The following is a 15,637-nucleotide window of genomic DNA, read 5'->3' as shown; positions in this document are numbered from 1 at the left end:
GAATTAAAACATGTGTACACCAAACTATGCATTCCGGTACTGAGAAGGAGACAACTGCAGCTGTCGTTTAATAAAACCACTGAAGTGCGTAGGCCCCTCAAAACCGAGCGCATAGGCAATATCTGATATAGGCCAACTTGTATGTTTCAGCATGATCTTAGCTTCCTGCAACAAACGTTGCATAATAATCTCAGATGTAGTTTTATTGGTTATTTCCTTTACGGATTTATTCAGATGATTAACGTGTACAGCCATCTGTGTAGCGAAATCAGAGGCAGAACGAAGTTGAATTTCGGATGATGCATTTTCCAGGGGAAATTGTCGTTCCAGCAGTTCTAAAAATAGTGTGGTGATCCTGCCTGCCGCATTTACTTTCTCCGGAGCAGTATTATCTGCGGGGCGCATTTTTATGGCGCTATGTATCAGTTGAAGTATAAGCGTTCTTATCGCGTTATCTCGGAATTCAAACTGTCCTTCCTTTTCACTCATTATTTGCTCGAAAATGGCCTTGATCACTGACAGTTCTGCAGCTGTCAGTTCATATACGGGAAAACCGCCTGACTTGAAAACAGGATAATCCTTTATCCTTCCAAAGTGATCGAAAAAAGCTTCATTGAATATGCAGCTGAAGCCCTGTTGATTAGAAGAAAGTGGCTCCCAGTTGTATGGAATTTGTGGATTGGCAAATAAAAGCCCTCGCTTCTGTACCTCAAATGTTCTGTCAGCATAATGTATGCGACTGTTGCCCGTGATGATACAAATTTTATAATAGTCTTTCCTTCCGAAGGGAACGCTTATGTCTTCAATATCAGGGGCACCAATGCGAAAGATGTTAAAATGCGCAGCATTTTTTGGTGCATCAGCGGCAGGCAAAAAAGGGCGGCTTGCATAATACTCTTCTATTGTCTCTGGTTTAGCCAATTTCTTTTTCTGATTATGATTACAAAAGACTCTTTTCAGAAAAGTAAAATTACGCAAATAATTCATGGTGTATAATAATGAGATTTGATAGTGGAAACATATCTCTATAAAGCATGACAGCCGCGGGATTAGATAATCCCGCGGCTGGCGATTAACGGATTAGATTTGTGCCTGGTTGCCTCCTACAAAGCTTGCGAGTGGTGCATTAAGAGATTCCAACGCGATCATTGGATTCCAGAAATCTACATATTTAACGATCTCTCCATCTTCGTTGGTAGTAACTACTGAAATATACTTTTGATCATAGGATTTGCCAGTTGAAATGGCATGCCCTGCACTTGTAAACTCTGCAATTACCAGTGCAGGATCCTCTGTTGCATGGAAATGAAGGTTTTCGAATGTTACCTTAAAGTGTTCAGGGAAATTCTTCATATAATCATAGAGCGCCTTCTTTCCAGCTACGTATTTTGGGAAATCTGCTGGAGCATATGGGAATTGTAATTCGCCGTCATTTGTGAACAAGTCCACCCATTCTGTAATTCTTCCAGAAGAAAGATATTCCAGGTGATTTTTGAAAGCCTGCTGTGCAAGAGTTCTGATCTGTTCTTTTGTTTTCATTGTATTTACTTTTTCTGATACAAAGTTAGCAGTGATGCACGCCCTGCTGTTACAAAAAATCAAATCAATAGTTCTACAATTCAATCAATTTTATGGGGGATAATCAGTCACCAAAAACTAGTACCTGTTCCATCTTTGGGTTAAGGAGCTATATAGTTATCAGATACTTTTACTGTACAGTTTCAGAATTTTAAGGATGATAGTTTAAGTGGAATAAGCAGGGGATATTGGATTGATGGGAAAAAAATCATGAGCGAGGAAGAATATTTAGATGGTGCAAAAAAGTTTATTGCGCGTAAATTCTTCAAAAACGGCAAAGTTTCCCGGGAGATTATGATGGTCAATAATGTTCCCAATGGCTATCGGCACTTTCTATGTAAAAAGCTTAAGTGAATATCAGGCGGCTATCGCTCCAAATAGAGACGCGATTCGTGGAGATTTTGTGAATTATACGAATGCTATGCCTGTCATTTTGGTGAGTGAAGTTGTGAAATAGGGGCTTAGACTTCGCAGGCACTTCATGCAAACACAAAAGCCCGGCTTCTATTAGATTAGAAGCCGGGCTTTTGTAACTCCGGATATGCGAAACTCAAACCTGATTACACACGATCTAACAGATCAGTTTGAGCACGTCTTCCCTTTAATATTTATTTGGCTGACAAGGCCTGTATCCTTGCAGCTGCGTGTTTATTCTGCGGCTCTAATGCGACCACTTTCCTATAATTGGCAAGGGCTTCTGAGTACTGCTCTGTAGCCTCCAGTATTTCCGCGAGACTGTCGTAGGTGTTTGCACTCTGAGGGTATAGTGATACGTTCAGTTTGAAGATAGCTGTTGCCGCGCTGATATTCTTCTGAGCAAAGAGTTGATACCCCCATTTATTCAATTCATTTTCATTCAGTTGAAATGCCGGATCGTTCTTTTTCAAACGAGCAGCGACGGTGACGGCTTTGTCGAAGCCCTCTTTCAGCAAGGCGGCTCTTAGTTTCTTCAGATTGGCTGGCAACCCGAAACCATTCACTTCACGCATATCCGGGATATAGAAGCCGGCAATTTCATCAATAAACTGATCCGGATTGCCTCCCATCAGATTGGTCAATACTATAATGGAAAGATCATCTTTCAGATATACGAATAAAGCTGATCGTCCGCCGCCCACAGGACCAACGGCAGGATGCTCATCCCGGGTTACAGTAGGCCAACCCAGGGCGTATCCGTTTGTTAACATGTTAAAGCCGCCGATTTTCCCATTGTTAAGTATAGCCGGTGTCCATAAGAGGTCAATACTGGATGACTGTTTTAATAATTTCCTGGCTTTCAAAGCTATCACCCAGTTAGCCATATCTGTAGCCGTAGATTGTATACCTGCAGCCGTTCTGAAAAACAGGGGAAACTGTATATAACTATTTCCCGGTGTACTGTTTCGAATAAAGCGGTCGCCCACTTGTCTGTTCATCGTATAGGCGCCCGCATAATTGGGAATTACATCGTAAGAGTCACCAAACCGGGTAAGCACCATACCAGCAGGCTTGAACTGCCTTTCCTCGATAAACTGTGTAAAATGCATTCCGCTCAGTTTCGTGATAATCTGTCCCAGCAACACATAGCCCGTCTGGTTGTACCTGAACCTTTCACCGGGTTTAAACTCAATGGGTAACAGCTTTACCTGTTGCATCGCTTCCTGCTCATCCCCATGTCCCATTACCTGCTCTTCCTCATTCATAATGTCAGGCAGTCCCGAGATATGTGTCAGTACCTGCTGCAAAGTGATATTCTTCCAGCTATCAGGTAAGCTATCCAGATAACGCGACAGCGGATCTGTGATTTTCAGCTTATTCTCTTCCGCCAATTGCATAATGGCTACTCCTACAAAAGCTTTGGTAATTGAGTTGACAGAAAAGATCGTTTGGTCTGTGGCCTTGATATTATATTCAAGATTAGCAATGCCATAAGTTGTGTTTTTGACAATTGCTCCATCTCGTACAATAGCTACCTGCAGGGCAGGAATGTGGCGTTGCTGCATTTTGCTCTTTACAAAGATGTCTATACTATCAGAAGTGGTAAGAGATTGTGCGCTGGCAAACGAAGTGATTAAACAAAGTGGCAAAAAAAAAAGCGTGTTAATAGTTGATGTTTCATTTATATGGGATAAGTAGATAAATGTAGCGCTTATTTTATAAATGGATCTGACAATCTGGGATTGGTTTGTATATGCCAGGTGATAGTTTTCCGGCGAAACTTCAGTGACAGGCAAGTGTTTTGATTATTGTGGATCCTGGTTGCGATCGTCTATCTTAACACCTCTTTTCCGGGAGGTATTTTCATTTAATTTACCAAAGCTGAAACGAAGGCCTATGGAGAGGCTTCTAACGTCTCTGAAACTGGTATTTTGCTGTCGAACCAGAGGAGATTCGAAGCGGTCATTTACCTGCCAGTATTTGTTCATGAAATTTAGCATGGCCACAGTAAGCCTTAATTTCTTTTTATACAGCCAGTAACCGGCCCCGATGTTGTAGAACAGAAAATCGCCGCTCCGCCCTTGCAGCTGTACCGGGGGCCTGGTATAATTGACATTACTGAATAACATCCACTTCTCGCTGGGCAGATAAGTCACCGCTGTGCTTAGAGAGCCATATAATCCACGGTGCTTTTCCGAGGCATCGGCAGTGCTGCTAATAGCTGCATAATAACAATTGAAATTTAGAGTGGCGGAAAGTTGCTTTGCCGGATTAGCGGAAAGGTAGCCGCTAACGCCGGCCACCTGGCTACGGCCGATGTTGCTGTACGTTTGGGTGCTGACGCCTGTAGCTTCATCAAAACGGATGTACCGCTGAATGCTGCCTTGGGTCAGCGCGCCACTAAGGGCAAGGGTGTAAGAGAATTTGTCGTTGAAATTGGAGAAGGATACTTCCCCGTTATTGGTGAACTCGGGATGCAGATGCTCGTTACCCCGGCTGATGAGGAGTGGATCACGGTTGTCGGTGTAAGGGTTCAGAAAGCTGAGGCCGGGCCGTGTAAGCGTACGGCTGTACTGCAAGGTAAGATACCGGCCACTCGCCCAGTTTTTTGTAATCGAAAAGCTGGGGAGGAAGCTGTAGTAATCCTGTGTCACATCCGTTTTCTTGCGGATAAAATGCCCTTGTATATTGGTTTTTTCCAATCGTCCGCCCGTTTTGACGGTGATACCGCCACGCTTTATTTTCCAGGTGCCCATGCTGTACAGCGCCCCTACATTTTGGCTATAGGTCAGCTCGTCGTCGTTAGCAAGGTCAGGGTGATATTGATCGGCGTCCAGGTCTTTTATCTGGCTGGCATAAACAGCGCCGACCTGCCGGAAGATGGCTTTCGCACCCATTTCCAGGATGAATGATGGGTGGATTGGCAGCGCATAATCAGCCTGGATACAGGTTTGTGTGTTGCTGCCGCGATACTGGTTACGAAGCAGTCGCTCTTCCTCTGTGGTGTACACCTGCCCGCTTTGCAGGATCTTTTTTTGACCGCTGGTCTGCACGTTCACGCCCATAAAAAGGGAACGGCCCGGTTGCCTGAACCGCTGCTGATAGTCAAACCCCGCTTCTCCGGAAGGGGTATGCGATTCGTCTTCGGAGGTCAGCCTGCTTTGCTGGAGCAGGTCATGTGCCGTACTATAGGAACGGATCAGGCTTTGCTGTTCCAGCGTCTTACCACCTGCGGCCAGGCGGCCATAGAGGCTGAGTGTCCGTAGGCTGTCAATGTCGTATGCTACTTCCAGGTTGCCACCGGCCATATATCCGTTCGTGGTAGTGGTATCGAGCGTGCGACGTTCCGCAAACGGTGCGCTGATGAGCGGGGTGTATACTTGTTCACCATGCGCATGAAAGTTCATGCTGTTGGCAAAGTATACGAATGAGGTGATACCCAGCTTCCCGTATTTCAGGTTGAAGGCCATGTTAGGATTCACCTGGCCAATGGAGTTATAGGTAAGAGAAGTATGTGCGTTGTAGCCGGCCACTTTCTTTTTGGTGATGATATTGATGATGCCGTTGATCCCTTCACCTTCATATTTGGCTGACGGCTGGGTATTTATTTCAATTTTACTGATGATGGTGGCTGGAAACGCTTTTAACACTTCGCCGGGATTATTGGCAAACATGGACGTTTGCTTTCCGTTGAGCATGATGAGGAAGCCTCCCTTGCCCTTCAATTGCACATGGCCTTCACCATCTACGCTCACGAAGGGCGTTCTGGCCAGCGCCTCTGCGGCAGACAGCCCCGCCAGTGAGGGGTCGCTTCCTGCGTTGTAAATGATCTTGTCGCCATCGGCTTCTACCAGTGGCTTATTTGCGGTAATCGTAACACCGGCTAGTTCCCTGGTGTTAGACGGCAGCATTAGGGTGATGGCCGTATCGCGGCCATGCCATACAAATGGGCCGCTGTTGGCAATGCCGGTGCCGAATGCGGCAGCGGTGATGGTATATTCCCCGTCCTGAGCCGGATGGAAGGCAACGCGGGCCGCAGAATCAGCAACCATATGTATCGCCATTGAAGGAGGATGTACGCCTTGCAGCGTAACAATAGCCCCGGGAACAGGCGTTTCACCGATAGTGTATACTGTTACCCGTATAGTGCCCGCATGGGCTCCGGCTGCCCAACATAAAAAGATAAAGTGAAGTAGTTTACGCATGGGACAAAACTACTGGCACGACTGTTGACCACCGTGGATTTTCTGCAAACGCCATATTTCCTACTATCAATGCAGGAGCGGGTTTCGGAGGATACAATCCCGGTTGCCGTCGGGACTAAAGTGTTTGTCGGATGAAAAGTGGCGTTTGCAGTAAAGTCAACCCTATTCTCTTCTTTTTCGGTACTTTGCACCGGCATGAAAAAGAAAGTACTCCTGTGGGTGCATATTATTTACTGGCTCTACACGATGTTCTTCGTAGAGTTCCTGAGCAAGCTGGCTTATAAGAATCAATTGGTCCGTCCCGATCCAAATGCGATCTTCTTTTCGAACATCATTCTTTTCGCGGCTGTCTTTTACCTGAGCTACTGCATCTTGCTGCCTGTCTTTTTCAGGAAGCGAAAGTTTATAACCCTGGTAGGCAGTTGGTTCGTACTGTCCGGGTTATTTGTGGGCACCCGCTTTCTGGTACAGGAATACCTGTTCCTGAAATGGTGGGGTATCTGTAATTATTGCTACGAGGATTATTCCGTGCAAGGCGGCGCCTACATTTTCGGTAATGCCATGCTTTGTTTCAGCCACATCATCCTGCCGGGAGCCATCATCTGGTTTGTAGACAACTGGCTGAAATCTGAGCACCAGCGCCTGCGCCTGCAGGAAGAAAAAGTAGCGGCGGAAAAAGCCTTCCTGCAATCGCAGGTGAGTCCTCACTTCCTTTTCAACTGTCTGAACAACATTTATTCGATGGTATATCATCAATCGGAAAATTCGCTGCCAGCCATCCAGAAACTATCTGGCATGATGCGGTATGTGATTGCCGATGGCAGCGCCGAAGAAATTCCGTTGAACAACGAGATTAACTATCTGCAGGATTATATCGAACTTCAACAATACCGTAGCCGTAACACGGCTCTCCGGTTTGAGCTGTCTGGTGGTACGTCAGGAAAATACATTGCGCCGCTTATCCTGATCTCTTTTGTGGAGAATGTCTTTAAACATGGAGTGGTGACAGACCCCGCACATCCTGTCTATATTCAGCTGAAAACGACAGGCAGTCAGCTCAGCTTCACTGTACGGAACAAGATCAATCGCCATACAAAAGACCCCGTTTCAGGCATAGGACTCAGGAATGTGCAGAATCGACTGGCATTGCAATACGCAGGCCAGCATAAATTAGAGATCAATGACGATGGAAATATATTTGCGGTACACCTGATGCTGACACTCAAAACAAACTAAACTATGATTAAATGCCTGCTGGTAGACGATGAACCCTGGGCCCTGGAGTTAATGGCCAGCTATGTATCGAAGCTCCCTGAGTTGGAGCTCGTGGCCGCATGCGACAAGCCGCTGGAAGCGCTCTCGCTGGCCAGTCCCGAAAAAACAGACCTTATTTTCCTTGACATTCAGATGCCTGAGCTGGATGGGTTACAGTTTATGCAGGCCATCAATAACAAATGCAGAGTGGTGATCACCTCCGCCTATGCAGAATATGCCATCCACGGTTTTGAGCATAATGTGGTAGACTACCTGCTAAAACCGGTGGCATTTGAGCGGTTCTACAAAGCCGTACAGAAAGCGGCAGAGCTGATCGCCCCCGTCCCACAGCAGCCCTCCTCCACCAATCATATTTTCATCAAAACAGACCAGAAGCTGGTAAAAGTACGCTTTGACGAAATCTTTTTCCTGGAAGGAGCACGTGATTATGTAATCATCCACACGGAGAAGAATAAGATTATTACGCTTGATAGCCTTCGTAACCTGGAGGAAATATTGCCAGCTTCGTTGTTTGTCAGAAGCCACAAGTCCTACATCATTGCGATCGACAAAATTGACACCATTGAACGTAACCGTATTGTGATCGGTGATCAATACCTGCCCATAGGCGAAAGCCATAAAGTGTCATTCATGGCCAGCATTAACAGGGGAAGGAGCCGTTGATATATAGCCCAGGTCCGGCGAGATCTATTGAATGCTTTAACCGCTGTCCACTACAAAAGTGTGACCGATTACAACACTCGCTGCATCACTACAAATATCAATATGAAAAATTTCGTATAAAACGATGTATCCAATATTGAAGAATAAAAAGAACATTTATGAATGTTAAGTGCAAAAATTGTTTACCAAAAGAAGGAATTGAAGTTCCGGAATTAAGCCCGTCAGAGAAAAAAAAGCTATTGGAATTGACGCTTCAATCGCCTATCTATTCGGTAAAATACCTTGTCGATATTTATGGGCTCAGCCATTTGGAAGCTAAATATATTGTAGCACATGTTAACAGAACTTATGGACTTTGCAATCGTTGCAATTTTGACAAACTTGATAAGGAATATATGGTTTGCCCTAAATGCGGGTCATTAAATTTTAATTGGGAATGCTGAAATATGCGGCTCTCCCAAAGATGGTTTGTTGGTATCTGATACACTGCTTCAGAACAATTGCTACGCTCTCTCTACAATACAGCTCGAGTTTAGTTAAAGTCGGCTGAATGATTTAATAGTAAATAAAATAGAGAATGAACCTGTTGATTCTTATCCTTTACATAAGGATTCCGAATTATTTTTAAAGTTATATCTTCATCCGCATTTGCTCGACCCATCTATTAGGCTTTCCTGCATAGTGATCACAAATCCGCTCTTCTACTTGTTCACCTTCTCATACAGCGGCTTTTTCAAGATCGGTACAATCTTCTCTCTGAGCCTTAGTCATGTTACCTGTGTTCGGATCATAAAGACGAAACTGTGCTGTCTATAGGGTCTTGGATAAACTTCATCGGCAACGTATCCAATGTCGTTTCTAATGCTGCATTGCTTTATTTGGTACCTAAGTTTAACTCCTTCATCTTAAAATAACATCCTTCACAAACTACTTTGATTTTTACAAATTCCATTGCCTTATCGTTCCATCCGTCTTCTGCAACTCTAACGGCCTCACAATCGTCACACCAGGCTTGAAAATCATCATCGTCCGACAGCTCCATACCTTCGAACGTTTCGAATGATTCTTCAAAACCAACTTTGGTAGTAAAATTCAGATGTTGACACACAAATGCAATTCTCCCGTAAGCGTGGGTGCCGCACTGTATATACTTGTTCTTGATCCTTCGGGCTAATTGATTGTCGATAAATTCTGTTAGAACCAGAAAGATTTGCAATCCATCATCGTTGACGGGTCTATATACACCAATTCCATTCGTTAGTTTGGTTGCGATAGCTGCAAATTCCCAGGCTTCAAATTCATCGCTTGGGAAATAGCCCTCGGTTAATTTAGCAAAATTAACCCTCGCTCCAAAATCCTTAATTTGTCTGGCAGTTTCCTTAACATTCTCCAAAGTGTAGTCATTGTGCCATGACCACATCCATGTCTCAGACTTGGGCGAGAAGCTTCCAACCTCAAAATATTTGAAATTAAGTTCAGTGTTATCAGAGGAGAAAGTCAGCAAACCGGTCGCTTGATTATAAAACCAGTTTGCATGCGTAACATCGAATTTTTCTGAGAATTGCGACTGTAAAACTTTCAGTTCTTCAATACAGTCTGCAGCAAACGATTTGTAGTCTATTATCTCCATAAATGTTCATTGTCGAAAATATCAGGGAAACTACTCCAGGAGCAAACGGGCATTTGGGGCCAATTGTCTTTTTATTTTTTCGCCCTGTCCTTTACCGGTATGACCAATTTAAGGCCGGACCAGATCTCATCTATCGCACAAACTTTAATGTCAACAAGACCATTGCTTAGCGCCAGGTTCCGGACCACATCTTCAGTAATATCGGTGGTGATCTTTGATGCCTTCTTGGGCCAGGAGATCCATATCATGCCATTGGTTTGGATTTCTCTCTTTAATAAGGGGATATCCCTGAGCAGATCGTCTGCTTGCCTCGTAAAATAATGAATAAGATTTTTGGCTGTTGTCGTATCATCGAGTATCTGGATGTTGGTAGGCATGTCCTCAAACAGATCAAAATAATATGCTGGTTGCCCCACCAGGCGGATTACGAATCCGTCCTTGATGCCCAATTTTTTAGCCAGTGGTGTTGCTGAATATCCTGCTGTATTCATGGTTATATCAAAAATAATCAATCGTTATGAACATACATTTAATTACGGTAATGGTTCAGGAGTATCAAAGTTCATGATATCAAAGGCCAAAGCGACTATGAATGCAACAATTGAAAGCGTTATTTTATCTGATCTGTTCATCGACCAATTTTCTCAGTTCGGCATATTTTTCCTGCCGACCGTCACTTTTGAGATAAAAGGCCATCAAAAATGCGCAATATCCCTTGCGGTTGTCAATCCAGGGGTAACTGCCAAAAAGCCCCGGACTGCTGACCAAACCACTGCCCATGATCCACTCCCCGTAACCATACCCTACACCTGTGACTTCCGCGGGCGTATAGGCTACTTTGACATCAGGAGTGATTCTGTTTACTTGCATCGCGTCTATACTTTTTTCCGATAAAATCCTTTTCCCATGGAAGATGCCCTTGTTTAAAATCATGGTTAAAAAGTGGATATAATCTTCGGGTGTGCTGCTGGCCCCGCCTGCGGGCAGGGCTACGGCGCTATATCCAAAATCCGTGTTTTTCATTCCCAGCGGCCCGGCGATGCGCTCGGCAAACAACGTCTCAAAACGCTTGCCGGTGATCTTTTCGAGTATTGCACCGGCGATTTGCAGACCGGTATTGCTATAACGAAAGACCGTTCCCGGAAGTCCCTCTATGGGATAGCCGCCTATTTGATTGATCACCTCATCCATATTATTGGCTTGCCGTTTCTCTTTCAGGTCCTCTTTTAAATCCGGGGACAGGATCCCTGTCATATGCGACAGGCAATCTCCGATCGTAATGCCGCCTTTCCCGTTTTTTGAAAGTACAGGAAGGAATTTCCCAACCGTATCGTTTAGCCGTATTTTGCCTTCATCCACAAAAGTCATCACCAGCGCTGCACTCAGCCATTTGCTGCAACTGGCGATGGGTTGTTTTGTCGTTTCGGTATAATCGCCTAAATCCGGTTCCGCTCCCTTCCTTTTAGCGATCAGCCTGACCAGTATCTGCTGTCTGCCATTCATTTCATTGACCGCATGGCTATAAATCACCTTCCCATCTTTATAGACCACCAGGATCAGTCTGCCTCCCATTTCACTGGCATGGGCGTCAAGCCAATGATCTACCTGGGAAAATGGTTGTTGAGCGTAGGCAGCGCCAAATGCGAACAGAACCATCAGCAGTAAAACTATCTTTTTCATCGTTTTGTTCTTAAACGGTTATTTGCAATGGGCTATTCTTGGATTATATAGCACACTGCTGCATTTAAATTCATATTTATCCTGGCTGTATTTTGGAACGGGATTATCTGTGACTTCGAGCGGTGCCATAAACTGCCCATTATATCCAGGCATGGTAACCTGCTCGACTGAACCATTTCCCAGTGCCATATTTTTTCCCGCTGCACTGTTATTGAAACTATAATCAATCAGCGCATCCAGCAAACGGTAAACCCCATAATAGTCATATGCATCGTAGGCGGTACGGGTGTTGGGCAGCGCATGGTCCGTAGTATATTTATAGCCGGCCACCGTTGATGATTTCAGGTAATAGTAGTCCTTTTCAGCATTGGGAATATTGATGTTCTTAAAGATATCTATGGCCATTCGATGATCGTTATAAACATCTTCATCATAGACCTGGGTGATCATCTTCGTATTGGCAGGAAAGCTGGCGAGTTGGTCGGAGGTGATCTGGTAACTATACCAGGGCGCCATCGTAAACAGGAAGCGCCCGTTCTGACCCCAGCCTCTTTCGGTGAAAGCTTTATAGGACAGGCCGATCGAAGCGCCCCCACCGAAGGAATGCCCCATAAAGCCCACTTTGCTGGTATCTATAATGCCTGGGTAATCAGCAGCGGCCTTAGTGAAACCGGTCCACAAGGTCAGATAACGATGGTCTATGGTACTGTCATTGGTGGCATAAGGAACGAATACAACCACATAACCTTTTTTGGCAATGAATTCGAACAACCCCCTGTTATACTCTTTGCTCTCGCCACCATAGGGATGTGAGTAGAAGATGGTTGGTCGGGGCGAGGTAATGCCTGATGGATAAAATACAGTGACTTTGGTGCCTGGATATTCGGTGTTAGGGAAATCGATCTCTGATACTGCATAAGTACCATCGGCACCATATCCTGAGGAGGGACGGGAAATCGGTCCTGCCAGGTCATCATCGACCAGTTTTGCCTGGGATACATCTGTACTTTTAGAACAGCCGCCTGAGGAGATGAAAGCCAATATGCATAGGCTGAATAATAGCGTTTTCATTTTTCTTTTTCTTTTTTATTGATGCATTAATGTTGATATCCGGAAACCAGGCTGGTACTTACTGTTCCTTCCTCCTTTCTTTTAGTTGTGCCTTCATCTCATCCTGGAAAGCCTGGTATTGTTTGAACTGCTCGGCGGTGAGGATCTTTTTAAGCTCCGCTTCCTTTTCTTTTTGCGATGACTTGAGCTGTTTGAACTTAGAAAACTTACTGTCGTCACTTTTAATGACTGGTTCATTTTTTAAGGCATATTTCAGGTTGATTGCCTCAACCTGCTCTAGCTGTACGGAGTCCAGGGCCAGTTTACTTTTCATTATTTCTGTCTGGAACTTTGCCCTTTCCTGCGGCGTCTTATCCTGCATTGCAGTGCCACGCTGCGCCATAACCAGCTGACCGGACAGCATAAATAACAGGGTCAGTGCCACGGCTATGCCCTTTGTGGTGTTGTTACTTTTCATAGTTGTCGATTTTGTTTTTTTAGATCCGGTATAGGCCGATATCATTTTTCATTTCCTTGTCTTTGTTTGTATTAGCCTCATGGCTTGGTACAAAATTGGTCAAAATAAGATTTCAATCCCTGACAAACCCGGTGAAATGGAAAAACCAGGGGGTGAATTGACCTAGCTGTTCATCCATTTTTTAAATTCAGCAGACTTAGCTTTACTGATAATAATATGCTCGTCCGGCTGTGGTTTTACTTTGACCAGTAAGCGCCCATTGAAATAAAACTCTGCTTCTATTATAGCGTTACGATTGAGTATAAACTGGCGGCTTACCCTTAGAAATAATGTTGGGTCCAGTTGTTGTTCCAACTGCTCCATGGTTGATTCTACAATATACTGGCTGTCATCGATGGTGCGGAGATAAACCACTTCATTTGCTGTATAGAACCAGGCTATTTTAGCTGTCTCCAATGGGATCAGTTTATCCCGGTAATGCACCAGGAAGGATTTTTTATAGGATTTGGTCAGGTTGCCAAGTTGTGCCAATAGTTCGACCAGCGCCGGTCCGTCAGGCCTTTCAGCAGCGCCGGTCCAGTTTTTATATTTGTCCAATGCGCTTTTGATCTCATCGGGATCAAATGGTTTGAGGATATAGTCGATACCGTTGTTCTTGAAGGCAGTAATCGCGTAATCATTGAAGGCAGTCACGAAAACAACAGGACGGGATATCGTTGTCTGCTTGAAAATATCAAACGAAAGACCATCTGCCAGACGGATATCCATAAAGATCAGATCATAGGAGTCAGGATGGTCATTGAACCATGTGACTGCATCGGACACGGCCCCCAACGTTTTAACAACAGTGATGTGCTGGTCTGCTTCATGTAAGATCTGGATCAGGCTGCGGGCGGTAGCTGCTTCATCCTCCACGACCACGATACGGATATTTTTCATTGTTTTAAAGGGAGTTTTACGATAAAGTATGTTTCAGACCGGCTGATCTCAATTTCCTGGTGCATCATGATCCTGAAACGTTCATTCAGGTTGGCAAGGCCTATTCCATTGCTCGCTTCCGGTGTTGGTATTTCCCAAAGGCTGTTACTGAAAATAAGTTGATTGTCCTTTGCCTCAATCGCTATCTGTAATGGTCTTTCAGTTGTCGCTGCATTATGTTTGACTGCATTTTCAAGCAGGGGCTGCAACGATAGATGGGGTATTTTAACCGGCAGGTATACATCGGGAATATTGATGGTGAGCTTAAACGCATCCTCCAGCCGCATGGAAATAAGTTTTGCAAACGATCTGAGCATCGTCAGTTCATCGGCAAGGGGGACCAGATCCGTATGAGATCCTACCAATGCATACCGAAAAACAGCAGACATGTCACGGATGTATTTTTGAGCCTGCTCAGGATTCTCACGGACTATCGCCGAAAGGCTGCTCAGGGAATTGAACAGGAAATGCGGGTTCATCTGCTCTTTTAATAATTGCAGCTCCGAGGCCAGATAAGCATTTTTCAATTGCTGGTTTTCGGCTGTCATGCTCCTGGAATTACGCATCAGCAATATGATCTTTATGATGATGGCCGTTAGTATAGCACTGAATGACAATCGGAAAAATGCTCCCGAGAATATTAGCCTTGGCAGTTGAAGAGCGGGGAAAAACAAACGTTGTAATACCGTACCTGTTATCAATAAAACACAAAAAGCAACGAAATTAAAGGTAACATAGGAGTAATACTTCCTTCTTTCTCTGTAAGACGACAACCCTTTCCCCTTGCGCAGGTTAATATTAAAAAGAAGGAAGCAAAAAATCATGTTAAATGCAAACTGGAATAAAAGCTCAAAGGGATTAAAATGCCAGTAACGAGCCATCACTCCATTTTCGCGCAAAGCTAAAAGCTTTGGTGAATTTACCATCAGGGAGATCAGCAGAGAACTGTAGCCGCAAATACGGTGCTCATTTTTATCCATTATTAAACTTACTCAAAATTTCATATTCCTGGGAGGGTTCATCCGTCAACTCAATAAATCAGGAGGTGAAATGGAATATTTCAACAGTCAGTTTGACGGCATCATAAAGAAATACCAAAATCCCCGTTTCTGGAAGAAACAGGGATCTGAGGGAAACTACTTTGAAAGAACTTAGAAGCCAAACATACCACTCGAAACGGAAATTTGTTCTCCCGTGATCCATGCTGCATCATCGGAGGCAAGAAATACGGCAGCTTTCGCAATATCTTCGGGCTGACCTCTACGGCCAAGCGGAGTATTGGCAATAAACATTTTTTCATACTCACTGCCGGTAGTGATGCCCGCACTGGTAGCACCTTCTGTTTCCGTGGCGCCAGGCAAAATAGAATTGATACGAATGTTTTTTGCACCCAGTTCTTTCGACAGAGAAACAGTTACGGCATCTAATGCCGCTTTAGTTGCAGAATACAACGAGGCTGCGGGAAGAGGCATTTTGCTTGCACCCGAACTGATATTGATGATATTGCCCCCCTTTATTGCTAAACAGTTTCACGTAATTCACAACTACCTTTGCGCCTTCTGCCGCAAAGTGTCTGGCGATCGATGCACCTATTCCTTTTGAAGCACCGGTAACTACCGCTACTTTATTTTTTAGCTTACTCATTTTGAAAATTATTTTAATAATGTAATGGCACAGGTTATA

At 44.5% G+C, this 15,637-nt stretch carries 16 protein-coding genes; 3 read left to right on the top strand and 13 right to left on the bottom strand.

Features of this window, described 5'->3' with window-relative positions; genetic code table 11:
- Window positions 1–24: 24 nt before the first annotated feature.
- Window positions 25–921 (bottom strand): helix-turn-helix domain-containing protein, encoded by an 897-nt coding sequence (locus CLV42_RS09250; RefSeq protein ID WP_170117445.1) that lies wholly within the window; start codon window positions 919–921, stop codon window positions 25–27.
- 159 nt (window positions 922–1,080) lie between these two features.
- Window positions 1,081–1,539 (bottom strand): nuclear transport factor 2 family protein, encoded by a 459-nt coding sequence (locus CLV42_RS09245; RefSeq protein WP_106601621.1) that lies wholly within the window; start codon window positions 1,537–1,539, stop codon window positions 1,081–1,083.
- Between the two features lie 249 nt (window positions 1,540–1,788).
- Between CLV42_RS09245 and CLV42_RS33875 the strand changes: the two genes are divergently transcribed.
- Window positions 1,789–1,932: a hypothetical protein gene (locus tag CLV42_RS33875; RefSeq protein WP_170117444.1), complete on the top strand. Its 144-nt coding sequence runs from the start codon at window positions 1,789–1,791 to the stop codon at window positions 1,930–1,932.
- A 254-nt stretch (window positions 1,933–2,186) separates the two neighbouring features.
- Here the strand turns inward: CLV42_RS33875 and CLV42_RS09235 are convergent, their stop codons facing one another.
- On the bottom strand, window positions 2,187–3,644 hold the full coding sequence (locus tag CLV42_RS09235) for a serine hydrolase (RefSeq protein WP_211303417.1): 1,458 nt from the start codon (window positions 3,642–3,644) through the stop codon (window positions 2,187–2,189).
- A gap of 156 nt (window positions 3,645–3,800) precedes the next feature.
- Window positions 3,801–6,200 carry an outer membrane beta-barrel family protein gene (locus tag CLV42_RS09230; protein WP_106601620.1) on the bottom strand — a complete coding sequence of 800 codons (2,400 nt, stop codon included), beginning with the start codon at window positions 6,198–6,200 and terminating at the stop codon, window positions 3,801–3,803.
- Window positions 6,201–6,395: 195 nt separating this feature from the next.
- Here CLV42_RS09230 and CLV42_RS09225 point away from each other — a divergent pair, with 195 nt between their 5' ends.
- Together CLV42_RS09225 and CLV42_RS09220 are read left to right on the top strand one after the other, a co-directional pair.
- On the top strand, window positions 6,396–7,436 hold the full coding sequence (locus CLV42_RS09225; protein WP_106601619.1) for a sensor histidine kinase: 1,041 nt from the start codon (window positions 6,396–6,398) through the stop codon (window positions 7,434–7,436).
- 3 nt (window positions 7,437–7,439) lie between these two features.
- Window positions 7,440–8,138: a LytR/AlgR family response regulator transcription factor gene (locus CLV42_RS09220; protein ID WP_106601618.1), complete on the top strand. Its 699-nt coding sequence runs from the start codon at window positions 7,440–7,442 to the stop codon at window positions 8,136–8,138.
- An 874-nt stretch (window positions 8,139–9,012) separates the two neighbouring features.
- On the opposite strand, the gene CLV42_RS09210 is transcribed toward CLV42_RS09220, so the two are convergent.
- The 9 genes from CLV42_RS09210 to CLV42_RS34290 all read right to left on the bottom strand — a co-directional run bounded on the left by CLV42_RS09210 (window position 9,013) and on the right by CLV42_RS34290 (window position 15,598).
- Window positions 9,013–9,768 carry a DUF6882 domain-containing protein gene (locus tag CLV42_RS09210; RefSeq protein ID WP_106601616.1) on the bottom strand — a complete coding sequence of 252 codons (756 nt, stop codon included), beginning with the start codon at window positions 9,766–9,768 and terminating at the stop codon, window positions 9,013–9,015.
- Between the two features lie 71 nt (window positions 9,769–9,839).
- Complete coding sequence (locus CLV42_RS09205) at window positions 9,840–10,259, bottom strand: DUF3052 family protein (RefSeq protein WP_106601615.1); 420 nt, start codon at window positions 10,257–10,259, stop codon at window positions 9,840–9,842.
- 124 nt (window positions 10,260–10,383) lie between these two features.
- On the bottom strand, window positions 10,384–11,448 hold the full coding sequence (locus CLV42_RS09200; protein WP_106601614.1) for a serine hydrolase domain-containing protein: 1,065 nt from the start codon (window positions 11,446–11,448) through the stop codon (window positions 10,384–10,386).
- Window positions 11,449–11,466: 18 nt separating this feature from the next.
- On the bottom strand, window positions 11,467–12,519 hold the full coding sequence (locus CLV42_RS09195; RefSeq protein WP_106601613.1) for an alpha/beta hydrolase: 1,053 nt from the start codon (window positions 12,517–12,519) through the stop codon (window positions 11,467–11,469).
- 58 nt (window positions 12,520–12,577) lie between these two features.
- Window positions 12,578–12,976, bottom strand: a complete 399-nt coding sequence (locus CLV42_RS09190; RefSeq protein WP_106601612.1) for a hypothetical protein — start codon at window positions 12,974–12,976, stop codon at window positions 12,578–12,580.
- A 162-nt stretch (window positions 12,977–13,138) separates the two neighbouring features.
- Window positions 13,139–13,915 carry a LytR/AlgR family response regulator transcription factor gene (locus CLV42_RS09185; RefSeq protein WP_106601611.1) on the bottom strand — a complete coding sequence of 259 codons (777 nt, stop codon included), beginning with the start codon at window positions 13,913–13,915 and terminating at the stop codon, window positions 13,139–13,141.
- A complete protein-coding gene (locus tag CLV42_RS33870; RefSeq protein ID WP_170117443.1) occupies window positions 13,912–14,502 on the bottom strand; it encodes a sensor histidine kinase in 591 nt (196 codons plus the stop codon). The genes CLV42_RS09185 and CLV42_RS33870 overlap by 4 nt, the downstream gene beginning before the upstream one ends.
- A 603-nt stretch (window positions 14,503–15,105) precedes the next feature.
- The gene (locus tag CLV42_RS09175) at window positions 15,106–15,426 is read right to left on the bottom strand and encodes an SDR family NAD(P)-dependent oxidoreductase (protein WP_245901573.1); all 321 of its coding nucleotides are present in this window, start codon (window positions 15,424–15,426) and stop codon (window positions 15,106–15,108) included.
- Complete coding sequence (locus CLV42_RS34290) at window positions 15,389–15,598, bottom strand: SDR family NAD(P)-dependent oxidoreductase (RefSeq protein WP_245901572.1); 210 nt, start codon at window positions 15,596–15,598, stop codon at window positions 15,389–15,391. Before CLV42_RS34290 ends, CLV42_RS09175 begins: the two co-directional genes overlap by 38 nt.
- Window positions 15,599–15,637 lie beyond the last annotated feature (39 nt).

The organism is Chitinophaga ginsengisoli (genome assembly GCF_003014595.1).
In the GTDB taxonomy this organism is placed as follows: Bacteria; Bacteroidota; Bacteroidia; order Chitinophagales; family Chitinophagaceae; genus Chitinophaga; species Chitinophaga ginsengisoli.
Note: the sequence above shows the minus strand (reverse complement) of the source record. Positions and strands in the feature narration are given on the sequence as shown.

Bases quoted from the DNA above. Each gene is read 5' to 3' on its own strand.
- CLV42_RS09245 (WP_106601621.1), bottom strand. From the start codon at position 1,539: ATGAAAACAAAAGAACAGATCAGAACTCTTGCACAGCAGGCTTTCAAA.
- CLV42_RS33875 (WP_170117444.1), top strand. From the start codon at position 1,789: ATGAGCGAGGAAGAATATTTAGATGGTGCAAAAAAGTTTATTGCGCGT.
- CLV42_RS09230 (WP_106601620.1), bottom strand. From the start codon at position 6,200: ATGCGTAAACTACTTCACTTTATCTTTTTATGTTGGGCAGCCGGAGCC.
- CLV42_RS09225 (WP_106601619.1), top strand. From the start codon at position 6,396: ATGAAAAAGAAAGTACTCCTGTGGGTGCATATTATTTACTGGCTCTAC.
- CLV42_RS09220 (WP_106601618.1), top strand. From the start codon at position 7,440: ATGATTAAATGCCTGCTGGTAGACGATGAACCCTGGGCCCTGGAGTTA.
- CLV42_RS09210 (WP_106601616.1), bottom strand. From the start codon at position 9,768: ATGGAGATAATAGACTACAAATCGTTTGCTGCAGACTGTATTGAAGAA.
- CLV42_RS09205 (WP_106601615.1), bottom strand. From the start codon at position 10,259: ATGAATACAGCAGGATATTCAGCAACACCACTGGCTAAAAAATTGGGC.
- CLV42_RS09200 (WP_106601614.1), bottom strand. From the start codon at position 11,448: ATGAAAAAGATAGTTTTACTGCTGATGGTTCTGTTCGCATTTGGCGCT.
- CLV42_RS09195 (WP_106601613.1), bottom strand. From the start codon at position 12,519: ATGAAAACGCTATTATTCAGCCTATGCATATTGGCTTTCATCTCCTCA.
- CLV42_RS09190 (WP_106601612.1), bottom strand. From the start codon at position 12,976: ATGAAAAGTAACAACACCACAAAGGGCATAGCCGTGGCACTGACCCTG.
- CLV42_RS09185 (WP_106601611.1), bottom strand. From the start codon at position 13,915: ATGAAAAATATCCGTATCGTGGTCGTGGAGGATGAAGCAGCTACCGCC.
- CLV42_RS33870 (WP_170117443.1), bottom strand. From the start codon at position 14,502: ATGACAGCCGAAAACCAGCAATTGAAAAATGCTTATCTGGCCTCGGAG.
- CLV42_RS09175 (WP_245901573.1), bottom strand. From the start codon at position 15,426: ATGCCTCTTCCCGCAGCCTCGTTGTATTCTGCAACTAAAGCGGCATTA.
- CLV42_RS34290 (WP_245901572.1), bottom strand. From the start codon at position 15,598: ATGAGTAAGCTAAAAAATAAAGTAGCGGTAGTTACCGGTGCTTCAAAA.